The 25,087-nt window shown below is 67.7% G+C and carries 20 protein-coding genes and 1 pseudogene; 5 read left to right on the forward strand and 16 right to left on the reverse strand.

The window, feature by feature from the left end; genetic code table 11:
• Window positions 1–7: 7 nt before the first annotated feature.
• Window positions 8–1,258 carry an aminotransferase class I/II-fold pyridoxal phosphate-dependent enzyme gene (locus P2869_RS10335; protein ID WP_017776442.1) on the reverse strand — a complete coding sequence of 417 codons (1,251 nt, stop codon included), beginning with the start codon at window positions 1,256–1,258 and terminating at the stop codon, window positions 8–10.
• Window positions 1,259–1,418: 160 nt separating this feature from the next.
• On the opposite strand from P2869_RS10335, the gene P2869_RS10340 reads away from it, so the two are divergent.
• Entirely contained in the window at window positions 1,419–2,327 is a 909-nt protein-coding gene (locus P2869_RS10340) for a LysR substrate-binding domain-containing protein (protein WP_277596390.1), read from the forward strand.
• 55 nt (window positions 2,328–2,382) lie between these two features.
• On the opposite strand, the gene P2869_RS10345 is transcribed toward P2869_RS10340, so the two are convergent.
• The 8 genes from P2869_RS10345 to hutH form a co-directional block, all read right to left on the reverse strand.
• Window positions 2,383–3,048, reverse strand: coding sequence for a hypothetical protein (locus P2869_RS10345; RefSeq protein ID WP_017776440.1), 666 nt, complete (start codon window positions 3,046–3,048; stop codon window positions 2,383–2,385).
• Window positions 3,049–3,297: 249 nt separating this feature from the next.
• The gene (hutG, locus tag P2869_RS10350; protein WP_277596391.1) at window positions 3,298–4,116 is read right to left on the reverse strand and encodes an N-formylglutamate deformylase; all 819 of its coding nucleotides are present in this window, start codon (window positions 4,114–4,116) and stop codon (window positions 3,298–3,300) included.
• Between the two features lie 188 nt (window positions 4,117–4,304).
• Window positions 4,305–5,690, reverse strand: coding sequence for a formimidoylglutamate deiminase (locus P2869_RS10355; protein ID WP_277596392.1), 1,386 nt, complete (start codon window positions 5,688–5,690; stop codon window positions 4,305–4,307).
• Window positions 5,691–5,763: 73 nt separating this feature from the next.
• The gene (gene hutI / locus P2869_RS10360; RefSeq protein ID WP_277596393.1) at window positions 5,764–7,017 is read right to left on the reverse strand and encodes an imidazolonepropionase; all 1,254 of its coding nucleotides are present in this window, start codon (window positions 7,015–7,017) and stop codon (window positions 5,764–5,766) included.
• 75 nt (window positions 7,018–7,092) lie between these two features.
• On the reverse strand, window positions 7,093–7,692 hold the full coding sequence (locus tag P2869_RS10365) for a HutD family protein (RefSeq protein ID WP_277596394.1): 600 nt from the start codon (window positions 7,690–7,692) through the stop codon (window positions 7,093–7,095).
• A gap of 40 nt (window positions 7,693–7,732) precedes the next feature.
• Window positions 7,733–9,421: a urocanate hydratase gene (gene hutU, locus P2869_RS10370; protein WP_126876186.1), complete on the reverse strand. Its 1,689-nt coding sequence runs from the start codon at window positions 9,419–9,421 to the stop codon at window positions 7,733–7,735.
• Window positions 9,422–9,534: 113 nt separating this feature from the next.
• The gene (hutC, locus tag P2869_RS10375) at window positions 9,535–10,230 is read right to left on the reverse strand and encodes a histidine utilization repressor (RefSeq protein WP_017776434.1); all 696 of its coding nucleotides are present in this window, start codon (window positions 10,228–10,230) and stop codon (window positions 9,535–9,537) included.
• A gap of 4 nt (window positions 10,231–10,234) precedes the next feature.
• Complete coding sequence (gene hutH, locus P2869_RS10380) at window positions 10,235–11,779, reverse strand: histidine ammonia-lyase (protein ID WP_126876185.1); 1,545 nt, start codon at window positions 11,777–11,779, stop codon at window positions 10,235–10,237.
• A gap of 419 nt (window positions 11,780–12,198) precedes the next feature.
• On the opposite strand from hutH, the gene P2869_RS10385 reads away from it, so the two are divergent.
• On the forward strand, window positions 12,199–12,381 hold the full coding sequence (locus tag P2869_RS10385; RefSeq protein WP_017776432.1) for a hypothetical protein: 183 nt from the start codon (window positions 12,199–12,201) through the stop codon (window positions 12,379–12,381).
• A 72-nt stretch (window positions 12,382–12,453) separates the two neighbouring features.
• Here P2869_RS10385 and P2869_RS10390 read toward each other — a convergent pair whose 3' ends face one another.
• Window positions 12,454–13,863: an NCS2 family permease gene (locus P2869_RS10390; protein ID WP_277596395.1), complete on the reverse strand. Its 1,410-nt coding sequence runs from the start codon at window positions 13,861–13,863 to the stop codon at window positions 12,454–12,456.
• A 506-nt stretch (window positions 13,864–14,369) separates the two neighbouring features.
• Here P2869_RS10390 and P2869_RS10395 point away from each other — a divergent pair.
• Entirely contained in the window at window positions 14,370–15,365 is a 996-nt protein-coding gene (locus P2869_RS10395; protein WP_277596396.1) for a PRC-barrel domain-containing protein, read from the forward strand.
• Window positions 15,362–16,645 carry an MFS transporter gene (locus P2869_RS10400; protein WP_017776429.1) on the forward strand — a complete coding sequence of 428 codons (1,284 nt, stop codon included), beginning with the start codon at window positions 15,362–15,364 and terminating at the stop codon, window positions 16,643–16,645. Before P2869_RS10395 ends, P2869_RS10400 begins: the two co-directional genes overlap by 4 nt.
• A gap of 68 nt (window positions 16,646–16,713) precedes the next feature.
• On the opposite strand, the gene P2869_RS10405 is transcribed toward P2869_RS10400, so the two are convergent.
• Entirely contained in the window at window positions 16,714–17,607 is an 894-nt protein-coding gene (locus P2869_RS10405; RefSeq protein ID WP_017776428.1) for a LysR family transcriptional regulator ArgP, read from the reverse strand.
• A 102-nt stretch (window positions 17,608–17,709) separates the two neighbouring features.
• On the opposite strand from P2869_RS10405, the gene P2869_RS10410 reads away from it, so the two are divergent.
• Complete coding sequence (locus P2869_RS10410) at window positions 17,710–18,360, forward strand: LysE/ArgO family amino acid transporter (protein ID WP_277596397.1); 651 nt, start codon at window positions 17,710–17,712, stop codon at window positions 18,358–18,360.
• Between the two features lie 235 nt (window positions 18,361–18,595).
• Here the strand turns inward: P2869_RS10410 and P2869_RS10415 are convergent.
• The 5 genes and pseudogenes from P2869_RS10415 to P2869_RS10435 form a co-directional block, all read right to left on the reverse strand.
• A pseudogene (locus tag P2869_RS10415) lies at window positions 18,596–19,501 on the reverse strand (endo alpha-1,4 polygalactosaminidase); the annotation flags it as partial.
• Between the two features lie 88 nt (window positions 19,502–19,589).
• Window positions 19,590–20,963, reverse strand: a complete 1,374-nt coding sequence (gene pelG, locus P2869_RS10420) for an exopolysaccharide Pel transporter PelG (protein WP_126876181.1) — start codon at window positions 20,961–20,963, stop codon at window positions 19,590–19,592.
• Window positions 20,963–22,570: a GT4 family glycosyltransferase PelF gene (pelF, locus tag P2869_RS10425; RefSeq protein ID WP_277596398.1), complete on the reverse strand. Its 1,608-nt coding sequence runs from the start codon at window positions 22,568–22,570 to the stop codon at window positions 20,963–20,965. Before pelF ends, pelG begins: the two co-directional genes overlap by 1 nt.
• Window positions 22,567–23,580 (reverse strand): hypothetical protein, encoded by a 1,014-nt coding sequence (locus P2869_RS10430; RefSeq protein ID WP_017776423.1) that lies wholly within the window; start codon window positions 23,578–23,580, stop codon window positions 22,567–22,569. The genes pelF and P2869_RS10430 overlap by 4 nt, the downstream gene beginning before the upstream one ends.
• Window positions 23,564–25,021 (reverse strand): PelD GGDEF domain-containing protein, encoded by a 1,458-nt coding sequence (locus P2869_RS10435; RefSeq protein WP_017776422.1) that lies wholly within the window; start codon window positions 25,019–25,021, stop codon window positions 23,564–23,566. The genes P2869_RS10430 and P2869_RS10435 overlap by 17 nt, the downstream gene beginning before the upstream one ends.
• Between the last annotated feature and the right edge of the window lie 66 nt (window positions 25,022–25,087).

Raw genomic sequence — 25,087 nt, forward strand, 5'->3', positions numbered from 1 at the left:
CACCGCTTCAATCACGCGCCTCGTCGATCGCCCGCAGCAGCGACACCGCAATGCCCTGCGCCGCGAGCCGAACCTCGTCGAGCGAAGGAAACGACGGCGCGATGCGCAGATGCGTGTCGTGCGGATCGCGCCCGTACGGAAACGCGGCGCCTGCCGGCGTGAGCACGAGCCCCGCCTCGGCCGCGAGCGCAACCGTGCGCTTCGCGAGCCCATGCGGCGCGTAGAGGCTGATGAAGTAGCCGCCGGCGGGCCGCGTCCACGTGACGCCGGGCACGCCGGCCAGCCGCTCGCCGAACGCTTCCAGCACCGCATCGAACTTCGGCTGCAGCAGCGCGCGATGCCGCGCCATGAGCGCATCCAGCGCGGCGCGGTCCGGCAGAAAGCGCACGTGACGCAACTGGTTGAGCTTGTCCGGCCCGATGGTGCGCACCGATACGCAGTGCTGCCACCACTCGACATTGCGCGGCGACGATGCCAGAAACGCCACGGCGCCGCCGCTGAACGTCACCTTCGAGAGCGACGCGAACACGAGCGCGCGGTCGGGGTGCCCCGCCTCGGCGCAGGCGCGGATCACGTCGAGCGTCTCGTGCTTCGTACCGGTGAGGTGGTGGACGCGATACGCGTCGTCCCAGAAGAGCCTGAAATCGGGCGCGGCCGGCATCGCGGCGAGGCGCCGGATCGTCGCGTCCGACCAGATCGCGCCGCTCGGGTTGCTGTAGAGCGGCATGCACCACATGCCCTTGATGGCGGGGTCGCGACGGAGTTCGCGTTCGACCGCGTCCATGTCCGGACCGTCGTCTTGCATGGGCACGCTGACCATGCGAATGCCCAGCGCCTCGCAGATCGCAAAGTGCCGGTCGTATCCGGGCACGGGGCACAGGAACGCGACGTCGCCCTGCGCGCGCCATGGGGCTGAACAGGCAGAACCGGCCGAACCTGCTGCGCCGCTCGTGCCACTCATGCCGCGCAGCATCGCGAAGGCGATCGCGTCGTGCATGAGTTCGAGGCTCGAGTTGCCCGCCGCCACGACCTGCGCTGCAGGCACGCCGAGAAACGCCGCGCCGAATTCGCGCGCCTCGGGTAGACCAGGCAAGTACCCATAGTTGCGGCAGTCGATGCCGTCGCGCGACAGCCAGCCTGCGCGCGGCGCGTCGTCCACGAGCGCCTGCGAAAGCGCAAGCTGTTCGGGCGCGGGCTTGCCGCGCGACATGTCGAGGCGCATGCCCCGTTGGCGAAACTCGTCGTAACTCATCGGCATTGCATCGGTCTCCCGCCGCGGCAGCGGCACGTTGTCAGGACCGGGCCAGTATGCAAGTCGCCGGCGGATTCAGGCAAACGCGTTATATTGAACGCTGCAATCAGATTTCCTGATGGCAGATTCAACGCCCTTCTCCGTTATCCAACCCGATTTCCCGCTCATGAAGGCTCTCGATCTCGATGTACTCGCGATGGTGGTCGCCGTCGCCGACGCGGGCAGCTTCGTGCGCGGCGCCACGCTCGTGCATCGCTCGCAATCCGCGGTGAGCATGCAGATCCGTTCGCTCGAAACGTCGCTCGGCAAAACGCTGTTCGTACGCGGCCCGCGCAACGCCGTGCCCACCCAGGACGGCCAGATGCTGATCGGCTACGCGCGCCGCATGCTCGCGCTGCGCGACGAAGCCTGGGCGTCGATGGCGCACCCTGAGGTGAAGGGGCGCGTGTCGATTGGCGTGCCGGACGACTACGCGTCGTCGCTGCTGCCGCCCGTGTTGCGCCAGTTCTCGGCAAGCTGGCCGAAGGTGGAGATCCAGGTGATCGGGCTGCCGAGCCACGCGCTCGCCCCGCTCATCAAGGACAATCGCATCGATCTCGCCTGCGTGACGCGCATGAAGGGACTGCCCGGCGAACTCATCCGCTTCGAGCCGATGGTGTGGGCCGGTCCGGGCCGCGTAGGTCCAGGCCGCATAGGTTCGGGCCTGGCAGGCTCTGCGGCAGCAACGACGACAGGCCGTGAAATCTGGAAGGAAAGGCCGTTGCCCATCGCCGTGTTCGGCACGGGCAGCGTCGCACGCGCGAATGCGTTGCGCGCCCTGGAGCGGGCCCGCATTCCCTACCGCACCTCCTACGAGAGCCCGAGCTTGATGGGCCTGTGCAGCATGGTGGCCGCGGGTCTTGCGATTGCGCCGCTCGCGCGCTGCGCCGTGCCAGAGGCGTTCACGCAACTCGGCCGCGCGCAGGGTCTGCCGAAGCTGCCCGAACTCGAAATCGTGCTCGCGCGCAGCGGCCGTTCGAACCGGCCGCCCTGCGACTTCCTCGCGGAACAGATCCTGACAGGATTGAGGCGCTGAAGCGGGCCACGCCGTCGCGATCGATGTGCCGGCGCGGCGCGTGTTCGTCGGCCCGTCACGGTTCGCTCTCGCCCACCCGCGCGAGCAACGCATGCAGCTTCTCGACATGCCGCAGCAGCAACTCGCGATGCTTCTCGATCTGCTCGAGCCGCCCCGCGAGATCGGCGCGCACGCGCGCGTCGGGGTCGGCGGCGGCGATCACGTCGTCGATGCGGGTACGCAACGCTGCATGCTCGACAGGCAGCAGCGTGAGATGCCGCTCGATACGCTTCACGTCCTGCACGGCAAGCTCGCGCACCTTGCGCAGACCGGCGAGCCGGCGATGCGCTTCGACGTCGGCGGGCGGGTCGTCGCGCTTCGCGGGCGCGGGCTGGCCGAAGATGGGCTCGGGCGCGCGCAGCACCGACTTCTTGCGCACCGGCGCCGCCGTGCCGCGAAAGCGCGCGTGCGGGATTTCGTTGTCGATGGAGGCGCGCGTGTCGTCGGGAATGTCGGCGTCTTCGCGGGGCGCGTCCATCCAGCCCGCGGGTAAGCCGGTCACCGCCTCCACACCGCGCACGAACTCGTCGCTGAAGTCGCGCTGGCCCGCGAGGATGAGCTTGAGATAGGACTCGGAGAACGTCATCATGCGCGCGAGGCGCGTCGCCGCGCCGACCTTGCGCGTGAGCAGCACGAGGTTGGCACGCCAGACCGGAAGCAGCGATTCACCGGATTCGTCCATTGCTGGGTCGTCCATGTGGGTCCGTCCAGGTTTTTGCCAAAGAGGCTGGGCGCCCGCGCAATGGGGTCATACCTCAGGGTCACACCTCAGGGTCACACCTCGGGGTCATACCTCGGGGTCATACCTCGGGGTCACACTCCTGCAGGTCCGCGCGGCGCTTCGTCGTGAAAGGGTAGCCGTTTTGCGGTGCGGCACGCAACCGCCCGGCAGGGACCGACGATCGGCGCGCCGCTCAGCAGCCCGCCATCATTACGCCGTTACCCGCGCGAGCGCCGCCTTCACGAGCGACTCGATGAGCGGCGCCACCTGTGCCGCGCGCGTTTCGTCGTAGGCGTACGGCATCTGCTCCTGCATGTAGGTGATCTGCGTGAGTTCGAGCTGGATGGCGTGCACCCCCTCGGCGGGCTTGCCGTACTCGCGTGTGATGTAGCCGCCTTTGAAACGGCCGTTCGCCACCGCCGTATAGCCGCCGTGCTGCGTCACGAGCACGGCCATGTCCTCGGCAAGTCCGGGCAGCGCGCTCGCACCGTTCGCCGTGCCGAAGTTGAAATCGGGCAGACGTCCCTCGAAGAATCGCGGCACGTGCGAACGGATGGAATGCGCCTCCCACAGCAGCACGCGGCCATGCTGCCCCTTCAAAGCCGCCAGTTCGTTTTTCAGCGCGTCGTGATACGGACGCCAGTACGCCTCGCGGCGCCGCGCCATTTCGGCGTCGTCGGGCAGGTGTCCATCGCGGTAGAGCGGTGCCTTCTCGAACGTGTCCACGGGCAAAAGCCCCGTGGTGTCCTGGCCCGGATAGAGACTCGCGCCGTCGGGCGGGCGGTTCAGATCGATCACGTAGCGCGCGTAGACAGGCGTGAGAATCGACGCGCCCAGTGCCTTCGCAAACGCGTACAGACGGTCCAGATGCCAGTCGCAGTCGTCCACGCGCGCCGCGGCGGGCGTCATGGTGGCCGCAATGTCGTCGGGAATGCGCGTGCCCAGGTGCGGAATGGAGATCAGCAGCGGCGCGCTGCCGCGTTGCAGCGAAAAAACCGGTGCAACGGTTGGGATTGAGGAAGCGTTCATGTCGGTCCAGTAACGGCGAAGTGCGCAAACACGCAGCTGTGGATGCGCAGCATGGGAGACTTGCGCAGGTCATGCTGCATGCGCGGATTGCTTCGGCGATTCACGTCTGCCGCTCAATTGCGCTCGCTCATTGCAGCAACTTACCTGCCAACTTACCTGCCAACTTACCTGGCAACTTACCGGGCACCTTACTGCAACAACGCCGCGAGCGCTGCGCGGTAGCGCGCATAGGCCTCTTGCTCGTCGCGATGGCGGCGGTTTTCCACCACCTTCGCGCCGCCCGCGTAGACGTCGCGCACCGGCGATTCGCCGTGCTCGCAGAACACCACGCCCGAAAGCCATGCACGCGGCTCGTGCCCCGCGATGCTCGCGTATTCGCCGTCGAGCACGATGCAGTCGGCGCGGCGCCCCACTTCGAGCGCACCCACGGCGCGGCCCGTGGCCTGCGCGCCGCCGGCGAGCGCATCGGCGAAGAGCCGGTCGGCCACGTGCGTGACCTGAGCCGACGCCAGCACGTTGCGCTCGCGCCGCGCGAGACGTTGCCCGTATTCGAGCAGCCGCAATTCGGCGCGCCAGTCCACTGCGATGTGACTGTCCGACCCCACGCCGAAGCGGCCGCCCGCCGCGAGGTAATCGTGCGCGGGGAAAATGCCGTCGCCCAGATTGGCCTCCGTGGTCAGACAGAGCCCCGCCACGGCGCCGCGTTTCGCCAGCGACTCCACCTCGTGCGCATCGACGTGCGTGGCATGCACGAGGCACCAGCGCGCATCGACGTCGAAGCCATCGAGCAGCCATTGCACCGGGCGCGCGCCTTCCGTCGCGAGGCACGCATGCACCTCGGCGGTCTGCTCGGCGATGTGGATATGCACGGGCGCGCCGGGAAAGTGCGCGTCGAGCCCTTCGAGCACTTCGCGCAGCGACGCCTCCGACACCGCACGCAACGAATGCGGCGCCACGCCGTAGCGCAGGCCCGCATGTTCGGGACACGCGCGGCGCAAGCCGTCGAGCAACGCAAGCAGGCGCTCGGGCGTGTTGATGAAGCGGCGCTGATCCTCGCGCGCAGGCTTCGCGCCGAATCCGCTGTACTGATAGAGCACGGGCAGCATCGTCATGCCGATGCCGGTTTCATGTGCCGCGCCCACCACGCGCTGCGCGAGTTCGGCCACGCTCGCATACGGCGCGCCGTCTTCGGCGTGGTGCACATAATGGAATTCGCACACCGACGTGTAGCCCGCCTTGAGCATCTCCACATAGAGCCAGCGCGCGATGGCCGCCAACTGATCGGGCGTGATGCGCGCAGCGAAGCGGTACATGAGGTCGCGCCAGCTCCAGAAGGTGTCCGTGGCGTTGGCCCGATATTCGGTGAGCCCCGCCATGGCGCGCTGGAATGCGTGCGAGTGCAGGTTCGGCATGCCGGGCAACACCGGGCCCGCTGCGTGCGGCACGTCGGCGGGCGCGGAGGTGTCGGGCGTGATCGCCGTGATCGTGCCGTTGCTGTCCCATTGCAGCAGGACGTTGCGGCGCCACCCGTCGGGCAGGAACGCGTGCGCGGCGAACAGGGATTGCTGTGTCATGGTGAGGTGTGCCTTGTGAGGCGCTTGATCGTAAAAGCTCGCGGGCCTGTCTGTGTCGAAGGCGCTGCGCGGTTCAGCGCCCGAAGGGCAGTTCGTGCCGCGCAACGCCATACGCGGGCCGCTCATAAACGGTCGCACCGCCGCGCACTACACGCGCGCACAGCGGACGCCCCATCGTGTACACGAGTTCCGCGAGCGTATCGACGCGCCACGCCGCGAAATCCGCGCGCCGCCCCACCGCGAGCGCGCCGTGCACGTCGGCCTTGCCGAGCGCACGCGCCGCGTGGCGCGTCACGCCTTGCAGCGCCTCGGGCACGGTCATGCGAAACAGCGTGGCCGCCATGTTCATCATGAGCAGCAGCGACGTGGCGGGCGACGTGCCCGGATTGCTGTCCGTCGAAATGGCCATGGGCACGCCGTGGCGGCGCAGCAGATCGAGCGGCGGCAACTGCGTTTCGCGAATGAAGTAGTACGCGCCCGGCAGCAGCACGGCCACGGTGCCCGCTTCCTTCATCGCGATCACGCCGGCTTCGTCGAGGAACTCGAGATGGTCGGCCGAAAGCGCACGGTAGCGCGCCGCAAGCGCCGCGCCACCCGAGAGCGACAACTGCTCGGCATGCATCTTCACGGGCAGGTTGTGCCGCGCCGCGGCTTCGAAAACGCGCTCGCTCTGCGCGAGCGAAAAACCGATGCGCTCGCAGAACACGTCCACGGCATCGACCAGGCCTTCGTCCGCGAGTGCGGGCAGCATGCTGTGGCAGACCTCGTCGATGTAGTCGTCGGCGCGGCCCGCGAACTCGGGCGGCAAGGCGTGAGCGCCAAGAAACGTCGTGTACACGGTCACGGGATAGCGCTCGCCCAGCCGCCTCGCCACGCGCAGCGTCTTGCGCTCGCTGGCGAGGTCGAGGCCGTAGCCCGACTTGATCTCGATGGCCGTCACGCCTTCGGCGAGCAACGGTTCGAGTCGCGCGGCCGCGGCCGCGTAGAGCGCGTCTTCGCTCGCCGCACGCGTGGCGCGCACCGTCGAGACGATGCCGCCGCCCTGACGCGCGATCTCCTCGTAACTCGCGCCCGCAAGCCGCATCGCGAATTCGTCGGCACGCTGGCCGCCATAGACGAGATGCGTGTGGCAATCCACGAGTCCCGGCGTGACCCACGCGCCGGCCAGATCTTCGCGCGGCCACGCCGCGTATTCGGCAGGCAAGGCCGCGCGCGCGCCGAGCCATACGATCGTGCCGTCCTGCACAGCGAGCGCCGCATCCGCGATGGACTCGCCGGGGTCGCCCTGCGGGCAGAGATTCAGGTGATGCCAGACAGTCCGGTTCATGGCGTTCCTGGAGTTCGTCGGATTCGGATTGAGGGGCGCCCGGCGGCCCGCGCGAACGCGCGAGGGCGCGCCGCGTCAGACATGCCGCACCGTCACGGCCAGCAGCGCGCCCTCGCCTTCGGCGCTGACGTGCAAAGCTTGCGTGCGGTCCACGCGCAACGTGTCGTCGGTCGAAAGTTCGACAGGCGCCATGCCGCGCAGCGTGACGCGCATGGGGCCCACCGCGCAGAACAGCAGCACCGTGTCGCCCGAAAGCTCGCGCTGCACGTTGCCGCGCCATACGTCGAGGCTCGCCGTGGCCGCACCCCGGCGCACCATCAGATTGAAGTCGCGCGTGGGACCGTTCACGAGCCTTGCGTCGATGCGGGCCTCGCCCGCGAAACGCGCGACGTCGAGCGGCTCACCGAGCGCATGCGTGTACGTCGTGCTGGATGCGTCATCAGCGTGCGCGTCGAGCAGCATGCCCGCGCCCGCGAGCAACACCAGCGTGCGATCGATGCCCGGAAAACGCGAGAACGGCCCGGCCGCGGCCACGTCGGCGATGCTCACGCGCCACGCGAACGTATCGAAGCCGGCGCCTTCCGGCGCGGCCGCCACTTCGCGCGTCACGCCGCCGCCGTTCCTCCACGGCGACGCGACGAGCGTCGCGGCACGCACCAGCGTGATGTCGTTCATGGCGAGGCGATTGCGATCCGCGGGCTGCACGCCGAAGCCCTCACCGGCCCAGCATCGGCAGCTTGAGGCCCACTTCGCGCGCGGTCTGCTGCGCGAGTTCGTAGCCGGCGTCCGCGTGACGCATCACGCCCGTGGCCGGGTCGTTGAACAGCACGCGTTCGATGCGCTTCGCGGCTGCGTCCGTGCCGTCGCAAACGATCACGACGCCCGCGTGCTGCGAGAAGCCCATGCCCACGCCGCCGCCGTGGTGCAGCGAAACCCACGTCGCGCCGCCCGCGGTGTTGAGCAGCGCGTTCAGCAGCGGCCAGTCGCTCACGGCGTCCGAGCCGTCCTTCATCGCTTCGGTTTCGCGGTTCGGGCTCGCCACGGACCCCGTATCCAGATGATCGCGGCCGATCACGACGGGCGCCTTCAGTTCGCCCTTCTTCACCATCTCGTTGAACGCGAGGCCCAGGCGATAGCGATCCTTCACGCCCACCCAGCAGATGCGCGCCGGCAGCCCCTGGAACGCGATGCGCTCGCGCGCCATGTCGAGCCAGTTGTGCAGATGCGCGTCGTCGGGAATCAGCTCCTTCACCTTCGCGTCGGTGCGGTAGATGTCCTCGGGGTCGCCCGACAGCGCCACCCAGCGGAACGGCCCCTTGCCTTCGCAGAAAAGCGGCCGGATGTACGCCGGCACGAAGCCCGGGAAGTCGAACGCGTTTTGCACGCCCATTTCCAGCGCCATCTGGCGAATGTTGTTGCCGTAGTCGAGCGTGGCCGCGCCGCGCTGCTGCAGCGTGAGCATCGCGCGCACCTGGTGCGCCATCGACTGCTTCGCGGGCTGCACAATGCTCTGCGGGTCGGTCTTCTGGCGCTCGCGCCAGTCCTCGATGTTCCAGCCCTGCGGCAAGTAGCCGTGAATCGGATCGTGCGCGCTCGTCTGGTCCGTCACGCAGTCCGGCGTGATGCCGCGCGCCACGAGTTCGGCGAACACGTCCGCAGCGTTGCCGAGCAGGCCGATCGAGACCGGCTGGCCCGTGCGCTTCGCCTCGTCGATCATCGCGAGCGCTTCGTCGAGCGTCTTCGCCTTGCGGTCCACGTAGCGCGTCTTGAGGCGGAAGTCGATACGCGTCTCGTCGCATTCCACGGCGATCATCGAGAAGCCCGCCATGGTGGCCGCGAGCGGCTGCGCGCCGCCCATGCCGCCCAGGCCGCCCGTGAGAATCCAGCGGCCCTTCGGGTCGCCCTTGAAATGCTGGTTCGCCACCGCGAAGAACGTTTCGTAGGTGCCCTGCACGATGCCTTGCGAGCCGATGTAGATCCAGCTGCCCGCCGTCATCTGGCCGTACATCATGAGGCCCTTGCGGTCGAGTTCGTGGAAGTGGTCCCACGTGGCCCAGTGCGGCACGAGGTTCGAATTCGCAATGAGCACGCGCGGCGCGTCGGCATGCGTGCGGAACACGCCCACCGGCTTGCCCGACTGCACGAGCAGCGTCTCGTCGTCGTTCAGGTCCTTGAGCGACGCCAGAATCTGGTCGAAGCAGTCCCAGTTGCGCGCGGCCCGGCCAATGCCGCCGTACACCACGAGCGCGTGCGGATGCTCGGCCACTTCGGCATCCAGATTGTTCTGGATCATGCGATACGCGGCTTCGGTAAGCCAGCTCTTGCAGACGCGTTCGCTGCCGCGCGGCGCGCGAATGGTGCGGGTGGGATCGAAACGCGGATCGATGTGCTTCGGGTCGTTCATGATGTCGGCTCTCTCAGGTTCGGTTCGGCTCAGGCGGGTTCGTTCAGTTCAGTGACTTCGGTTCGGCTCGATGCGCAATGCTCGATGCGGCCTTTGTGTCGCTCAAGCACCGCTCAAAAGTGACCGGTAAAGCGGTAGCGGCTGCCCGGATGCCAAAGGTTGGCCACCGACGCCACCTGCCCCTTCGACCACGTGCGACGGTGCAGCACGAGACACGGCTCGCCTTCCTCCATGGTCAGCAGCGCGCGCGTGGCGGCGTCGGCAGCGAGTGCCTCGATGCGGTATTCCACACGCTGCAGCGGCGCCACGCGCACGAGGTACTGGTTCGGCGTGGTGTTCGTGAAGTCCTGCAAGGCATAGTCGGGCGCCACCGCGGGGTTCACCCAGCGTTCTTCCAGTTGCACCGGCTCGTCGTTTTCGAAGTGCAGCACGCGCGAGTGGAACACCGGGCTGCCGGGCTTCATCTCCATCTCAGGCGCGAGCGTTTCGTCGGCAATGGCCGCGCCCAGCAGCAGTACGTCCGCACGATAGCGATGGCCACGCGCGGCGATTTCGTCGGAGATGCTGCGAATGGCCACGAGCGTCGACTCGTACTTGGGCCGCGCGACGAACGTGCCCGCGCCCTGCACGCGCGTGAGCACCTGTTCGGCCGTGAGTTCGCGCAGCGCGCGGTTCACGGTCATGCGCGCCACCTTGAACTCGCGCGCAAGCTCGTTTTCCGACGGCACCTGGTGGCCCTCCGCCCATTCGCCCGCATGAATGCGCGCAAGGATGAAGTCCTTGATGCCCTGGTAGGCCGGTGCGTTCATGCTGTTATTGCGCCTCTTGCGTCGCTTGCATCTGTTCCGACTCGAACGCGAACGGGCAATGCGAGGCAATCGCGCCGTTCTGCACGAGGCGCGTGATGGCGGCGATGTCGGGCGCAAAGTAGTGGTCCAGTTCGTAGTGCGCCACCTCGCTGCGTACCGCGTGCATCACGCGCTGCAGCGCGGGGCTCGTTGCGTGCGGCGCGCGCAGGTCCACGCCCTGGGCGGCGGCAAGCAGTTCGATGGAGAGGATGTTCGCGGTGTTGTCCGCAATGTCGGCGAGCTTGCGCGCAGCGAACGTCGCCATCGAAACATGGTCTTCCTGGTTCGCCGACGTGGGCAGCGAATCCACCGATGCGGGATGCGCGAGCGTCTTGTTTTCCGACGCGAGCGCCGCGGCCGTGACGTGCGCGATCATGAAGCCCGAGTTCACGCCGCCGTCCTTCACGAGGAAAGGCGGCAGGCCCGAGAGCGTGGCATCGATCAGGAGCGCGATGCGGCGTTCGGCGAGCGCGCCGATTTCCGCGGCGGCGAGCGCGAGGTTGTCCGCGGCGAAGGCCACCGGTTCCGCGTGGAAGTTGCCGCCCGAGAGCACCTCGCCCGTGTCCGGGAAGATGAGCGGGTTGTCCGATACCGCGTTGGCTTCCACGAGCAGTACCCGCGCCGCGTGGCGCATCTGGTCGAGGCACGCGCCCATCACCTGCGGCTGGCAGCGCAGCGAATACGGGTCCTGCACCTTGCCGCAATCGCGATGCGAGAGATTGATGGCCGAGCCTTCCAGCAGCGCACGATATGCGGCCGCCGCTTCGATCTGTCCTTCATGGCCGCGCAGCGCGTGAATGCGCGCATCGAACGGCTTCACCGACCCGGCTGCGGCATCCACCGCGAGCGCACCCGAAACAAGCGCCGTGCGATACAGGTCTTCGATAGCGAAGAGGTTGTAGAGCGCAAGCGCCGTGGAAGCCTGCGTGCCGTTGAGCAGCGCGAGGCCTTCCTTCGCCTGCAGCGTGAGCGGCTTGAGGCCCGCCACGCGCAAGCCCTCCTGAGCGCTGGCCCGCTCGCCGCGAATGAACACTTCGCCGATGCCGAGCAGCACGCCCGACATGTGCGCGAGCGGCGCGAGATCGCCCGAGGCGCCCACCGATCCCTTCACAGGAATCACGGGCAGCACGTCGGCATTGAAGAGCGTAATGAGCGCGTCCATGACCTCACGGCGAATGCCGGAGTGTCCGCGGCCGAGACTCGACAGCTTGAGTGCCATGAGCAGACGCACCACCGGCCGCGACATCGGCTCGCCCACGCCCACCGCATGCGAGAGCACCAGATTGCGTTGCAGCAGTTCGAGCTGGTCGTGCGGAATGTGCGTGCTCGCGAGCCGGCCGAAGCCCGTGTTGATGCCGTAGGCGGGCTCGCCCTTCGCGGCGATCTCGGCAACGGCGCGCGCGCCGGCGTCGATGGCGGCGAAGCTCGCGGGGTCGAGCTGCAACGTAACCGCTTCGCGCGCGATCTGGCGCAGTTGGGGCAAGGTGAGGTGGCCGGGGGTGAGAATCATCGTCGCGTCCTGTCTATACAAGTTGGCGAAAGTCTAGCGGGCCGAGCTTGTCTATACAACTGGTTTTTCAAAAATCCCGGCCTGGGGATTTCCATGAGATGAAGGCGTCGCCGTGACACTCGCGCCCTTCTCCCACGGTTACGGCACGATTTTTCTGGAGGTGCGCGGAGGGTCGCGTCGGGCGTTTAGCGGCGGCTCGGGCGGTGGTCTCAAAAGCACTTCGCGCTGCCCCATCACTTGTATATACACATCGGCCGACCAGGCCGCAAGCCGACAAAATTCGGCCCCGATGAAAGACCGCACCGCGCGGGCTGCCGGTGTTGCCGTTCCGTAATGTGGACAGACTAGAATCCGGGCGACCTACGGCCTTGTCCGCTTTATCGAAAACGAAGCGGCGCTTCCGTTGCCCGGATGCTGAGATGACGCTCGAGTTGAATTTCGAATGGCTGACCAACCTGCTCGCGATTCTGTTCGTGGTGGCGTGCGTCTATGACTCGTACCACGACGAGTACGGCACGCTGACGCTGGCCGCGGGCGCCATGGGGCTGATCGTGATGGCCATCGAGGAACTGCTGAAGCCGGCGTTCGCCCTTTCGCTTTAGTTTTGCTTCTGGTTTGAGCGTCAGGGCGATAGCCGCACGGTCGCGCCGTGGAAAAAAGAGATCGAACCGGGGCTAGATGGCCCAGCCGCCCAGATAGAACGCCGCGAGCGCCACGGCAATCACGACCGTCCCCACGTTGAGCTTGCGATACTCGCCGCTCACCACGCGGCCAATCACGAGCGTGCAGAAGCCCAGCATGATCCCCGTGACGATGTTGGCCGTGAGCACGATGAACACGGCGCAGACGAGTCCGGACATGGCGTCGATGGTATCGGCCATGTCGAGCCGGCTCACGTTCGCGAGCATCATGAGCCCCACGTACATGAGCGCAGGCGCCGTCGCGTACGAAGGCACGAGGCCCGCGAGCGGCGCGAAGAACATCACCACGAGAAACAGCAAGCCCACCACGGCCGCCGTGAGCCCGGTCTTCGCGCCCGCGGCCACCCCCACCGTCGATTCGATGTAGGCCGCTGCGGGCGCACCGCCCATGAAGCCCGAAAAGATGGACGACAGCGAATCCGCGGTCAGCGCGCGTCCGCCGTTGACGATGCGTCCGTTCGCATCGAGCTGGCCGGCCTGGCCCGCCACCGCGCGGATGGTGCCCGTCGCATCGAACACGGCGGTCATGACGAGCGCGAGCACGCTCGGCAGCACGGCGAGCGAGAGCGCGCCCTTGATGTCCATGGCGCCGATCAGCGACGCATGCCCGGGCGCCGCAAGCGAAGGCCACGCGAAGACGCCGTGAAACGCGACGCCCGGATCGAGCACGAGCGCCAGCGCCGAGATGGCGACGATCACGAGCAGGATCGAGCCCGGCACGCGGCGCCGCACGAGGCCGAAGATGGCCGCGAGCCCCGCCACCGACATCAGCACCGGCAACGCGGTGACGTGCCCCAGCGAAACGGGCAGCCCCGGGCCCGGGTTCTTGACGACGAGCCCCACGTCATTGGCCGCAATGAGCAGCAGGAACAGCCCGATGCCGATGCCCGTGCCATGCGCAATGCCGTGCGGCAGATTGCGCAGGATCCACGAGCGCACGCCTGTTACTGAAATCGCGGTGAAGACGATGCCCATCAGAAACACGGCGCCCAGCGCCACGCCGGGATGCAGCCCCTTGCCCAGCACGAGTCCGAACGCGGTGAACGCCGTGAGCGAGATCGCGCAGCCAATCGCAATGGGCAGCCGCGCCCACAGACCCATCAGGAGCGAGCCGAATGCCGTGGTAAGACACACGGCGACGAACACCGCGCTCGTATCGAAGCCGGCCTTGCCCAGCATGCCGGGCACGACGAACACGGAGTACACCATCGACAAGAACGTCGTGACGCCCGCCACGACTTCCTGCCGCACGGTACTGCCGCGCGCCGCAATGCCGAAGTAGCGCTCGACGATCCCGCCGCCGAAATGCCCTGCGTGCTCTGCGCCGCCGTCAAGGCGCTCTGCGCCGGCGTCTGCAATCGACTGGGCCTGAGGTTCCATCATGATGCGTGCCTCCTTGATGAGCATGCTGAAACGGTGCGCCGCGGCGCACCGTCGTCAGGGGTGTCCCGTTTCGTTTAGTGTTTTCAACCGCAGGCTGCGGCGGGCGATTCTTCGTCTACAATCGCCCTGCCCTGCGATGTCTGCTCCCGCCCGCCACGTCGGACAAGACGCGTCCGGTGCCGTTTTCGTGTTGTTTTTGCGTTGTTACGGAGCGTAGGCGAACACAATGGGGGCTCCCATCGCAGGGTCCGCATGCCGGCCATGCCGCGATGCTTATATCGCCGCCCGCACGGCGGCACACGCGGCGGCTCCGCGTGTTTACACCTACGCGGGTTAAACTCTCCCGCACGTTACGTTTCAATTGCACCGGCCACGGCGCGCACCTCGCGCGACGGGCCCGGCTCAAGGAGTGTCAGTTGATGAGACGCGGTCTCACACGTCCCGGCAGCGTTCCTGGTTGTGTTTCGGGTGATGTTCACGGTGGTTCGCTTCTCAACGCAGTCTGGTTGGCTTTCGTGGTCGCCGTGTTCGCGCTGCTGTCCGGTTGCAGCATGGTGCGGCTGGGGCCGCCCGCGCCCGTGATCGACAAGTCCGAAGTGCTGGAGCCCGAAGAGCCCGCGAGCGAACCCGTGGTCGCCGAGCCCATGGAGGAAGCGAGCGCGCCGGAGGAAACCAGGGCACCCGCGCCGAAGAAGCCACACCACACCATCTTCAAGCCGCGCAAGCCCGAGCCGGCTCCGCCGCCGCCCGCGCCGGCGCCTCCCCCGCCCGCACCGGCGCCGCTCATCACGACGCGCATGATCGATCGCGCCACCACGCGCACGCTGCTCGACGCCGAAGTGCAGAAGCCCGACGGCAAGGTGGTGGGCCGCGCTGTGGACATGGTCGCCGACGTGAACGGCAAACCCGTGCAGATCGTCGTGAATCTGCAAGGCTTCATGGGCATTGGCGACCGCAAGGCGAGCTTCCCGTGGAGCGCGATCCGCGTGAACCCAGCCGCCAAAACGGCGCCCATCACGCTCAATCCGTCGCCCGGCCAATTGCCCGTGCCGGACCGTCCGCGCCCTGCGCCCACGCCCACGGCGCCGCAAGGCGGCCAACTGCCGGTCACGCCCGTGCAACTACCGATGCTCGACGCCACCGTGGAGCGCCCCAACGGCGCGAAGGTGGGCCGTGTGGTGGACGTGCTGATCGACGGCGCCGCGCAGCCGCAGGCCGTCGTGCTCGACGTGAGCGGCCTGATCCAGCAGCGGCGCACGATTGCGGCGAACTGGTCGGCGCTGCGCTTCGTCACGAAAGACAAGGAACTGCATCCGCTCATCGATCTGTCCGAGGCGCAGATCAACGCGTCGCCGCCCTATGCCGCGAACCGGCCGATCCAGGCCGTTTCACCGGCCGTGCCCGCCGTGACCACCGCGTCGCCGCCACCCGCTGCGCCCGCCCCGCCTGCCTCCCCAGGCGAGGGCGACAAAGGCGCCGCCGTGGCGCGCAATCCGAAATGACGGGCGGCGCCATGGTCAACGCACGCAGTCTCCGCGCTCTCGACTGGGTCAACTTCTTCGTCGCCAACGTGCAGACGGGCTTCGGTCCGTTCATTGCGTCGTATCTCGCCTCGCACAAATGGACCCAGGGCGAGATCGGGCTCGCGCTTTCGGTGGGCACGATCAGCGCGATGGTGAGCCAGGTGCCGGGCGGCGCCGCCGTGGACGCGCTGCGCAACAAGAAGGCCGCTGCCGCGTGGGCGATCGGCGCCATTATTCTCTGCGCGGTGCTGCTCGCATCGAGCCCCACGGTGGTTCCCGTCATGGCGGCCGAAGTCTTTCACGGCTTCGCGAGCTGCATGCTCGTGCCCGCCATGGCCGCGATTTCGCTCACGCTCGTCGGACGCCACGATCTGGGCGACCGGCTGGGCCGCAACGCGCGCTGGGCGTCGATTGGCAGCGCGGTGGCCGCGGGGCTGATGGGTCTCACAGGGCAGTACTTTTCGGCGCGCGCGGTGTTCTGGCTCACGGCCGCGCTCGCGCTGCCCGCGCTCGTCGCGCTCGCGATGATCGAGCACACGGGGCCGCCCTCGCGCCTGCTGCACCGCGGCCCGAAAGACGTGCCGAAGCCGCCCGCCGAGGAACGCGAGTCGCTGCTCGATCTGCTGCGCGACCGCCGCATGCTGATCTTCGCGGCGTGCGTCGTGCTGTTCCATCTCTCGAATGCGGCCATGCTCAACCTCGCCGCGGGCGAAGTCACGGCGAGCATGGGCGACAACGTGCAGCTCGTGATCGCCGCGTGCATCATCGTGCCGCAGGCCATCGTCGCGCTCATGTCGCCGTGGGTGGGACGGTCCGCGGAACGCTGGGGGCGCCGGCCCATCCTGCTGCTGGGCTTCGCCGCGCTGCCCGTGCGCGCGCTGCTGTTCGCCGGCGTGGCAAGCCCGTATCTGCTCGTGCCGATCCAGATGTTCGACGGCATCAGCGCCGCCGTGTTCGGTGTGCTGATGCCGCTCATCGCCGCGGACGTGGCAGGCGGCAAAGGGCGCTACAACCTCTGCATCGGGCTCTTCGGACTCTCGGCCGGCATTGGGGCCACGCTCAGCACCGCGGTGGCCGGTTTCATCGCCGATCACTTCGGCAACGCGATCAGCTTCTTCGGGCTTGCCGGCGCCGGTGCGCTTGCCGTGCTGCTCGTGTGGGCCGCCATGCCCGAAACGCGTGACGCGGTGCTCGCCGAAGAAGGCGCGGGCGTGCCGGCCGTGGACGCCAGCGAGGCCTCGCCGGGCAAGGCGCGCTGAGCCGAACCCGGCTGAGCCGTGCGGGCACGCACGAAGCCCCGGCGAAACCCGAGGCCCAGGCCTCCTCATCAATCCAGAAACTGCGACGCGCGGCGCTTGAGCATGGTGCCGAAGTCGTCGAGCCAGCCGATGGAAAGCCGCCAGCTCTGCCAGTAGAGATCGACGTCGAGATGGCGGCCCGCTGCCATCTCGACGAGTTCGCCGCGCGCGAGGTGCTCCGCCACCATGCGCTCCGGACACATTCCCCATCCCATGCCGTTCAGGCAACTGCGCAGAAAGCCCGCGACGTGCGGAATCCAGTGCAGCGGCGGGTCCACCTCGGCGCGCGTGATGCGCCGCACGAAGCGCTTTTGCAGCTGGTCTTTCGGATTGAACTCGATGCACGGCGCGCGGCGCAGCGAATCGCGCGTCACGCCCTCGGCGAAGTAGCGCGCCATGAAGGCCGGCGAACACACGGCGAGGTAGCGCATGCGGCCAAGCCGCGTGGAGCGGCAGCCCTGCACCGGCTCGGCCTGGGTGGTCACCGCGCCCTGCACGCTGCCGTCGCGGATGCGCTGCGCCGTGTGGTCCTGATCGTCGATTACGAGGTCGAGCAGCATCTCGCGCTCCACGCAGAACGCCGCCACGGCGTCGATGAACCACGTGCCCACGCTGTCGTCGTTCACGGCCACGCGCAGCGTGGGCCAGGCCTCGCCGAGCGCAGCCGAAAGCGCCGGCACGTGCCCCGTGAGTTCCGCTTCGAGCAGCCGCACGCGTTCGGTATGCCGGCACAGCAACGCGCCCGACGCGGTCGCCACGCACGGCTGCCCGCGCTTCACGAGCACGCTGCCCATGCGCTCCTCCAGCAGCTTGACGCGCTGCGACACCGCCGACGGCGTGACGTTGAGCGCGCTGGCGGCACGGTCGAACGAACCGTGGCGCACCACGGCCGCCAGCGCATCGAGCAAGGCGTAGTCGAGCATTAGCGTTCCTTAATCGGGTTTAAGTAAATTAGCTTCTCTTACGACAGCCGATTGCGCAGACTAGCGCCATCTCATGTTGTTCGTCTACTCACCGGACCCGCTATGAACTGGAGCGCTTTTTCGCACGGCGCCGCGCTGTGCGCGTCGCTGATCGTCACCATCGGAGCGCAGAACGCGTTCGTGCTGAGGCAGGGCATCATGCGTTCGCACGTGGGCAAAATCGTGGCGCTCTGCACGCTGTCGGACTTCGTGCTGATTGGCGCGGGCGTGGGCGGTGCCTCGGTGCTGGTCGCGCGTTATCCCACCTTCGTGCACGCGCTGCTCTATGTGGGGCTCGCATATCTCGCGTGGTTCGGGTTGAGCGCGCTGCGCCGCGCGGTGCAACCGGGCCATGCCGTGCTCGACGTCGAGGCGCGCGGCACTGCGGCGCCTGTCGCGACAAGCGCGGGGGCCCCCGTGGCGCAGGCCGCGCTACCCATCGTGCTGATGACGCTGGCCTTCACGTGGCTCAACCCACACGTCTATCTCGACACGTTTCTGCTGATCGGCACGGCGGGCGCACGCGAGCCGGAAGGCGCGCGGCTCGCCTTCGCGCTCGGCGCGATGGCCGTGAGCGCGGTGTGGTTCGTGGGACTGGGTTATGGCGCGCGGGCGCTGGCGCCGCTGTTCCGGCGGGCCGCGGCGTGGCGCGTGCTGGATGGCGCGATCGGCAGCATGGTGTTGGTGCTGGCCGTCGCGCAATTACGTGCGTAAAAATTGCGTGCTTAAAGTCGCGTACCTAAAGTTGCGCACCTAAGCGTGCTCAATGCAGTTACGCAGTTGCGTGCCTAACGCGGTTACGTACCCAACGCAGTTACGTCCGTCACGCAGTCGCCTTCGCCAGGCAATTGCACACCACTGCGTTAAAGCAGATTCAGGGCAATGGCGCGCTTGCGGGCGTGGCCGAAGGCGTCTCCGACGCAGCGCCTACAGCGCAGCGCCCCGGCACACCGACGCCCACCGTGGTAAGCCCGCCATCCGTCACGTACGGCACGAGCCCCGCGTCGCGGATTTTCGCCGCTGTGTCGCGCGCACATTGACGGTCCTGCGGATCGCAGTAATCGATCGATATCACCGGCAGGCCGTACCGCTCGCGAATCGTGCGGGCCTGCCCGAGCAGCCATGCGCGGTCGTCGGCTGGCACCGCGACATAGCGCTTCTTTGCCTGATCCCAGCCGCTGAAAAGCGACTCGAACGCCACGGCATACACGAGGCCGTGCACCTGCGGCAGGATCTCGAAGCCGCGATTGAAAACGAGCCGCGCATCGGGATAGCGGGCCTTGATGACGCGCACCACGGCCACGAGCCCCGCCTGCTGCCGCGCGCGCGCCGCGTCGGTCTTCGCGGCAAGCTGATACGAATCCAGCGTGTCGAGAAAGAAGCCGCGATACCCGCGCGCCCAGAGCGGCGCGATCACGTGCTTCAGATAGAACGCGGGCCAGCCCGGCGCGCTCTGGTCCACCACCGTCGATTCCCACACGGTATTGCTCGCCAGCAACCAGTGCTTCGGCACGGCCGTGTAGTAGCTGCGCTCCTTCGTCACCTCGCCCACGCTCACGTACGCGAACCATTGCGTGCACGGCGTGCGCTGTGCCGCCGGATCGAAGCCGCTGTCCGGCTCCACCACCACTGTGTCGAATGCGGCGAGTTGGTCCACGGGCGGTTGCACGCCGTAGTAGAGCGCGATCGAAGGCAGCGGCGCACTCGCGCTGCCAACCGACGCTTCGGGCTGCGCCGCCGTGGCGCCCGCTGCACCGCCAGTCGCAGGCTGGGCAACGGCCACCGCGGCGCTCGCCACGAGCCCGGCCCCGCACGCCATCGCGTGACCAACGAGGCGTCGCCCGAAGACGCGCATCAGGACACGCCTCGGGGCGCACATCAGCCAACGCATCGTTGCATCCGCCACGCCGCGCTCACCACGAGGCTCGCCATCAGCCTCCACGTCACGCCCGCAGCATGTACGTTTCATATTCGAGCGCCGCGAACTTGCGGTCCAGCAATTGCACCGCCGCAATCACGAGAATCATCAGCGCGAAGGCGAAGCCGTAGCCATACGTGTTCGGCGAAAGCCGGAGCGTGATGGCCGTAAGCACACCGTTCAGCACGACGAACGCTGCACAGAGCCTCAGCACCGTGCGCCGCATGTCGAGGTAGAAGAAGACGTTCAGGAGCCCGAGGAACAGCACCTGAAGGCTCGCGGCCACCACGTCCACGATCAGAAGCGGCATGTAGAGCACCGAAATGTGCAGCTCTTCCAGCAGCCCCGCGCCGAACGCGAAGATGAGCAGCAGCACCACGGCCTGCACCTTGATGATCTCGTAGAGGCCCGCGCGCACGCTCGTCACCATCATGTCGCGCATCTCGCTGATGTGGTGCAGCGTGGCGCCGCTGCGCACGGCGTCGTAGAACGCGTCGTAGTATTCGACGAAATCCGCCTCGATGCGCACGAGAAACGCCGCCATGCCCGGCATCACGCACACGTAGGCGATGAACACCGGAATGTCGTAGATCACCGACGCATGCAGCGGCCCGATCACGACCGAGCCCGTAGCCGGCGCGTACCAGAACATCAGCTTGTCGATCCACACGCCAAGGTTGAAGAGCAGCCCCACGAGCGCGAGGCGCGGGTACGCGTAGCGGCGCTCGAACACCTCGAACGAGATCAACCGCGGGCTCACGAAGTTGCGATAGATGAGCCCCGAGAGCCCGCCCAGCAGCACGAGGTGCCCCGCCACGAAACCGCCCAGCAGCCCGACAATGCCGTGACGGTTCAGCATCAGCGCAAAGCCCACCGTGCACGCATAGCCCACGAAGAACGCCAGCAGAATCTCGCGGTACTGCTTCACGCTCGACAGAAAGATCACCGCGATCCAGATGTTGCTGAGCAGCACGAAGCCCGCCACCATCAAGAGCCGGTAGCCGAGCGGCTCGGCGCGAAAACCGATCGCCATCACGGCCACGCCGATCACGCCCGCGGCGAGCGTGGCCACCAGCACAACGCCGTTGTAGTTCGAGAGCACGAGGTCGCGGCGCTTCTCGAAGAGGCGGTCGGAGATGAAGCGCGTGAACGAAAGCTGCAGCGGCCCCGTGAGAATCAGGCTGAACGCGATCAGATAGGTGACGGACACCTGAAACTGCACGATCGCGTATTGCGGAATCACGAACGCCAGGCTCATCACGCCGATCACGAGAATGCCGACGATCGAGAGAATCAGCGGGCCCGAGCTGATCAACCCCGCATACGCGTACGCACGCGCGACGCCCGTGAGCGTCTCGCGCTTCATGATCTTGCGCAGTTCGAAACCAATGCCGGCCATTAGCGTGCCTCCTGCCCGTGCGAAGCGCCGCCGTGCACGGGGCAGCCTGCGGCGCGGGCCGCCGAACCGGACGCGCGTCCGCGATCCGGTGCCGCGGACAAGCGTTCGTAAAGCGCCCGGTAACGGTCGATCATCTGCGGCTTCGTGTAATAACGGCGCACGCGCGCGAGCCCCGCTTGTTGCGCCGCCTGCCAGCGCGCGTCGTCGGCGAAGAGATCGAGCACGGCCGTTGCAAATGCGGCGGGGTTCGCGATGGGCACCACGGCTCCGGCTACGCCGAGCGCGCGGTCTTCCTCGTCCATGCCTTCGATCAGCTGGCGGCACGAGCCCACGTCCGTCGTGATCGACGGCACGCCTGCGGCGAAGCCTTCCAGCACCACGAGCGGCAGCGCCTCGCTGATCGAGCTGAGCGCAATCACGTCCACCTTCGGCAACACGTCGTCAATGCGCTGAAAGCCCAGAAACTTCACCGTCGAAGCCAGCCCCAGGCTCTCGACGAGCGCCCTGCATTCGAGTGCGTACGCCTTGTCCTCTTCCTCGGGCCCGATGATCCAGCCTTCGATCTCCGGCATGCTGCGCGACGCGATGAAGATGGCGCGAATGAAGGTCTTGATGTCCTTGATCGGCACCACGCGGCCAATCAGCCCCACCACGCGATGCGGGCCCCCCTGGCGCTTCGCGACGAGCGGCGCGAGGCCTTCCACGTCCACGCCGTTCGGAATGTTCTGCGTGCGCTCGGCCGCCGCGCCGTCGGCGATCTGGCGCTGGCGGTTAGTTTCGTAGAGCGCGACGATGTCGTCGGCGGCGTCGTAGGCAAGCTTGCCGAGCGTGCTGAAAAAGCGAACCCAGAGTTCGCGGAAGTAGCTGATCTGCGAGATGTCGCGCTCGAACGCGCCGCGGTTGTCGCGGATCCATTCGCTTTGCAGCAGGTCGATCTTGCGTTCCTTCGTATAGATGCCGTGCTCGGACACCAGCAGCGGCCGGCCCGTGCGGTAGTGCATGAGCGCGCCCAGAAAACCGGCATAGCCCGTGGACACCGTGTGGTAGACCCGCGCCGGCACCAGCTTTTCCGCCACGCGCGCGAGGAGCCACAGCGGCTTGTGCATGATGCGCACGGTCCAGAAGTAGTCGGTGAACGACGGGTCCGTGCAGTGCGTGTTGTACTGCTCGACGATGTAGTCCCACGCGCGCCGGCTCGAGGTGAACTGCGCTTCGTTGAGCGCGCCGTGCTCGCCCAGCATCGGCATCATGTGGACCAGCAGCGAGCCGGCGTCGTCGCCGTGGCGCAGGGCCGCGTGCAATTCCGCGGAGCGCGCGAAGGCCGCCGCGTCGCCGGGCACGGCGTTCGTGGCGAGCGCCTCGGCTGCCGCCGTTTCGTAGAGGTAATGCGTCTCGAAGTGCACGACGTTGTCGGGCAGCGCATAGGCCGCGCCCGCATAGTCTTCCGGGCGGCTGCCGATGAACACGATGCCGAAGCGAATGGACGGGTACGCGCGCAGCATCTCGTTGACCCAGCTCGACACGCCGCCGCGCACGAACGGAAACGTGCCTTCCAGCAGCAGGCAGACGTCCACGGCATCGGCGCGGCGTTTGAGCGACTCTTTCATGACAGCCAGTACCTCGCAACGGGTTTCAACGTCGGCAGCGCCGCGGCATGGCCGAGCGAGGCGACGAGCGCGGTCACCTGCCGGTAGTCGCCGCGCAGGTAGGCGGCCTCGGCCAGCCACGGAATCAGGCGTTCGCGCGGAAAGCCGAGTTGTTGCGCGAGTTCGATGTAGGCCGCCGCTTCATCGGGCTTGCCGTTAGCGAGCGCGAGCCGTCCGCGGATCAGCCACAGCGCGGCATCGCGGCCGTCGCTCGCAAGCGCCGCTTCGGCATGGCGGTCCGCCTGTTCGAGCGTGTGGCGATACACGGCGCCCTGCACGAGATTCTGATAGATGAGTTCGAAATACAGCTCGGCGAGGTGACGGTTCAGCGCATGGCGTTCCGTGCCGCTCGTGGCTGTTTGCAGCGTGTTCGACGCCTCGAAGATCTGCTGCATGATTTCGTTCTCGGCCTTGTCGAGCGTGCCGTACGCGATGAGCCGCACGTCTTCGAGCGGATCGGCCAGCAGCTCGCGCAGCAGCGTGCCCGTGGTGCGCGTGGGCATGCCCTGGATCGCGACGAGCGCGGAGAGCCGGTCGTCCGAGGCCACGCGCGTATTGACGAGGCGCGCCTGCAGGCGCGCGCCGCCGCCGTGCGTGACGCGCGAGACGAGATACGACACGAACTCGGGACGCGGCACTTCGGCCAGGCGCTCGCTCTTGTGCGAAGCCGGCAGCCAGATGGCCCAGATCGCGCTTGCCAGCACGACGAGGCCGCCCGCGAGCGGCACGAACGTGCAGAGCGCCCACAGCAGCACGATGGCCGCCGTGCGCGGCTCGCGGTAGCGCGCCGGCAGTACGCGGCGCAGCGCGAAGGCCTGGATCAGGCCCGCGGCGAGTTGCAGCGGCACGAACGCGAGCAGCGGGTCGATGCCCGCAGGCGGACGCAGCACCGCCGCCAGCGCCACGAATTGCGCGACGAGCGCAACGACGACGGCGAATACCGTCATGGCGAGATCAGCGGGCTTCGGCATCGACGCCCGCCCGTTTCAGAAGACGCCCGAGCGCCGGCCCCGGATCGCCGTGTTCCAGATGCAGCGTATGCACGCCGATGCGTGCGCCTTCGAGGTCCGTATCGAACTGGGCCTTCAGGCTCGCCTCGATGCGCGCGAGGTAGCCGTCGATGCCCGTGGTGTCCGTTGCCGGCATCAGGTTGATGAGCACGGAGCGGTCTTTGCTCTGCACCGGCCACATCACGTCGAGCGCGCGGCGCCGGCGCATGACGTGCTCGAAGAGCGACTCGCCCGCTTCGTCGCGCATGAACGTGAGCGCGACGAGCGACGAATCGATGCCCGCCGAACGCTTGAGGCGCGCAAGCCGCGCGAGGTCGAGCGCGAAGTCGTAGGGGCAGCCCGGCACGGCGTCCAGCACGCCCTGCACGAGGCTCGTGTGCTCCACGCCGTCCGCGTAGTAGCCGAGCAGCACGAGCAGCAGTTGCAGATTGTCGTAGTTGAGCGAGAGGAACGGCATGCGCTTCACGACGACGAGCGCGATGAGTTCGCCGTCGGCGGACACCACGGGCGCGCAGACCACGTAGCGCGTGCTCGTGATGGTGGCTTCCCCGTTCGTGCCGCTCTGCACGCTCTTCAGATGCGCCACGCCCAGCGTTTCGACCGCGTGCGCGACGAGTTCGTCGTGCATGTCCAGATCGAACGGCTCGCCGATGCGCGCCGCCGCCTGCTCCGCGATACGGCCGCCGCGCACGGGATGCAGCGCGGCGATTTCGATCTGGCACGCCTGTGCGACGAATTCGAGCAGCGGCTGCGCACCGGGCAGCGCGTCCGCACGAACTGCCGGCGCAACGCCCGGCTGGCCGCCGCCGTTCGACTGCCCCACCGACTGGGCCACCGACAGCCGGCGCAGTTCGGTAATGGAATCGCGCAGCGTGGTGGGCTTCGAGAGCAGGTCCTTTTCCAGGCGCTCGTGCGAGAGGCGCATCAGATAGTGGCTGTTCGTGATCGCGACGAGCCGGTCGTTCAGGTAGTCGTTGAGTGCGCGCGAACGGGCCGCGCGGCTGCCCCACGTGTCGCCGAAATGGCCCGCCACGATGCTCTGGATGAAGCCGCCCGTGAAGTACATGAGCGGCCACGCGCTGCCGCGCGGATAGAGCCCGTACCAGGCCGCCACCACCACGCCACCCGCGAGCAGCCCCAGCAAGGTGCCGTAGCGCAGCGCGACGACGAGCGGCGCGAGCCACAGCCACGCGAAGCCGGCGTGCAGCATCAGCGGGTCGGCGTGGTCGTACGCCCAGGCGAGGCCGATCGCGATCGCCATGAACAGCACCGTCTCGACGATGGCGAACGGGCCGGGCACCGCAGGCGCCACGAAGCGGCGCACGGGGCTGAGGTTGCCCAGCGGGTTGGCGCTACGCGCCCTGGACTCGCGGGTTTCGGTTGAGGCAGCAGCGCTGTTCACGGCTGATTTCCTGTGAGCGATCGGACAACGGGGCGTGCGCCGCGCGGCACCGGCTGATGTGCCACG

Source organism: Paraburkholderia sp. SUR17, assembly GCF_029536165.1.
GTDB lineage: Bacteria > Pseudomonadota > Gammaproteobacteria > Burkholderiales > Burkholderiaceae > Paraburkholderia > Paraburkholderia kururiensis.

Excerpts from the sequence above, each read along its gene's own strand:
- P2869_RS10335 (WP_017776442.1), bottom strand. The coding sequence starts at position 1,258 with ATGCCGATGAGTTACGACGAGTTTCGCCAACGGGGCATGCGCCTCGAC.
- P2869_RS10340 (WP_277596390.1), top strand. The coding sequence starts at position 1,419 with ATGAAGGCTCTCGATCTCGATGTACTCGCGATGGTGGTCGCCGTCGCC.
- P2869_RS10345 (WP_017776440.1), bottom strand. The coding sequence starts at position 3,048 with ATGGACGAATCCGGTGAATCGCTGCTTCCGGTCTGGCGTGCCAACCTC.
- hutG (WP_277596391.1), bottom strand. The coding sequence starts at position 4,116 with ATGAACGCTTCCTCAATCCCAACCGTTGCACCGGTTTTTTCGCTGCAA.
- P2869_RS10355 (WP_277596392.1), bottom strand. The coding sequence starts at position 5,690 with ATGACACAGCAATCCCTGTTCGCCGCGCACGCGTTCCTGCCCGACGGG.
- hutI (WP_277596393.1), bottom strand. The coding sequence starts at position 7,017 with ATGAACCGGACTGTCTGGCATCACCTGAATCTCTGCCCGCAGGGCGAC.
- P2869_RS10365 (WP_277596394.1), bottom strand. The coding sequence starts at position 7,692 with ATGAACGACATCACGCTGGTGCGTGCCGCGACGCTCGTCGCGTCGCCG.
- hutU (WP_126876186.1), bottom strand. The coding sequence starts at position 9,421 with ATGAACGACCCGAAGCACATCGATCCGCGTTTCGATCCCACCCGCACC.
- hutC (WP_017776434.1), bottom strand. The coding sequence starts at position 10,230 with ATGAACGCACCGGCCTACCAGGGCATCAAGGACTTCATCCTTGCGCGC.
- hutH (WP_126876185.1), bottom strand. The coding sequence starts at position 11,779 with ATGATTCTCACCCCCGGCCACCTCACCTTGCCCCAACTGCGCCAGATC.
- P2869_RS10385 (WP_017776432.1), top strand. The coding sequence starts at position 12,199 with ATGACGCTCGAGTTGAATTTCGAATGGCTGACCAACCTGCTCGCGATT.
- P2869_RS10390 (WP_277596395.1), bottom strand. The coding sequence starts at position 13,863 with ATGATGGAACCTCAGGCCCAGTCGATTGCAGACGCCGGCGCAGAGCGC.
- P2869_RS10400 (WP_017776429.1), top strand. The coding sequence starts at position 15,362 with ATGACGGGCGGCGCCATGGTCAACGCACGCAGTCTCCGCGCTCTCGAC.
- P2869_RS10405 (WP_017776428.1), bottom strand. The coding sequence starts at position 17,607 with ATGCTCGACTACGCCTTGCTCGATGCGCTGGCGGCCGTGGTGCGCCAC.
- P2869_RS10410 (WP_277596397.1), top strand. The coding sequence starts at position 17,710 with ATGAACTGGAGCGCTTTTTCGCACGGCGCCGCGCTGTGCGCGTCGCTG.
- pelG (WP_126876181.1), bottom strand. The coding sequence starts at position 20,963 with ATGGCCGGCATTGGTTTCGAACTGCGCAAGATCATGAAGCGCGAGACG.
- pelF (WP_277596398.1), bottom strand. The coding sequence starts at position 22,570 with ATGAAAGAGTCGCTCAAACGCCGCGCCGATGCCGTGGACGTCTGCCTG.
- P2869_RS10430 (WP_017776423.1), bottom strand. The coding sequence starts at position 23,580 with ATGCCGAAGCCCGCTGATCTCGCCATGACGGTATTCGCCGTCGTCGTT.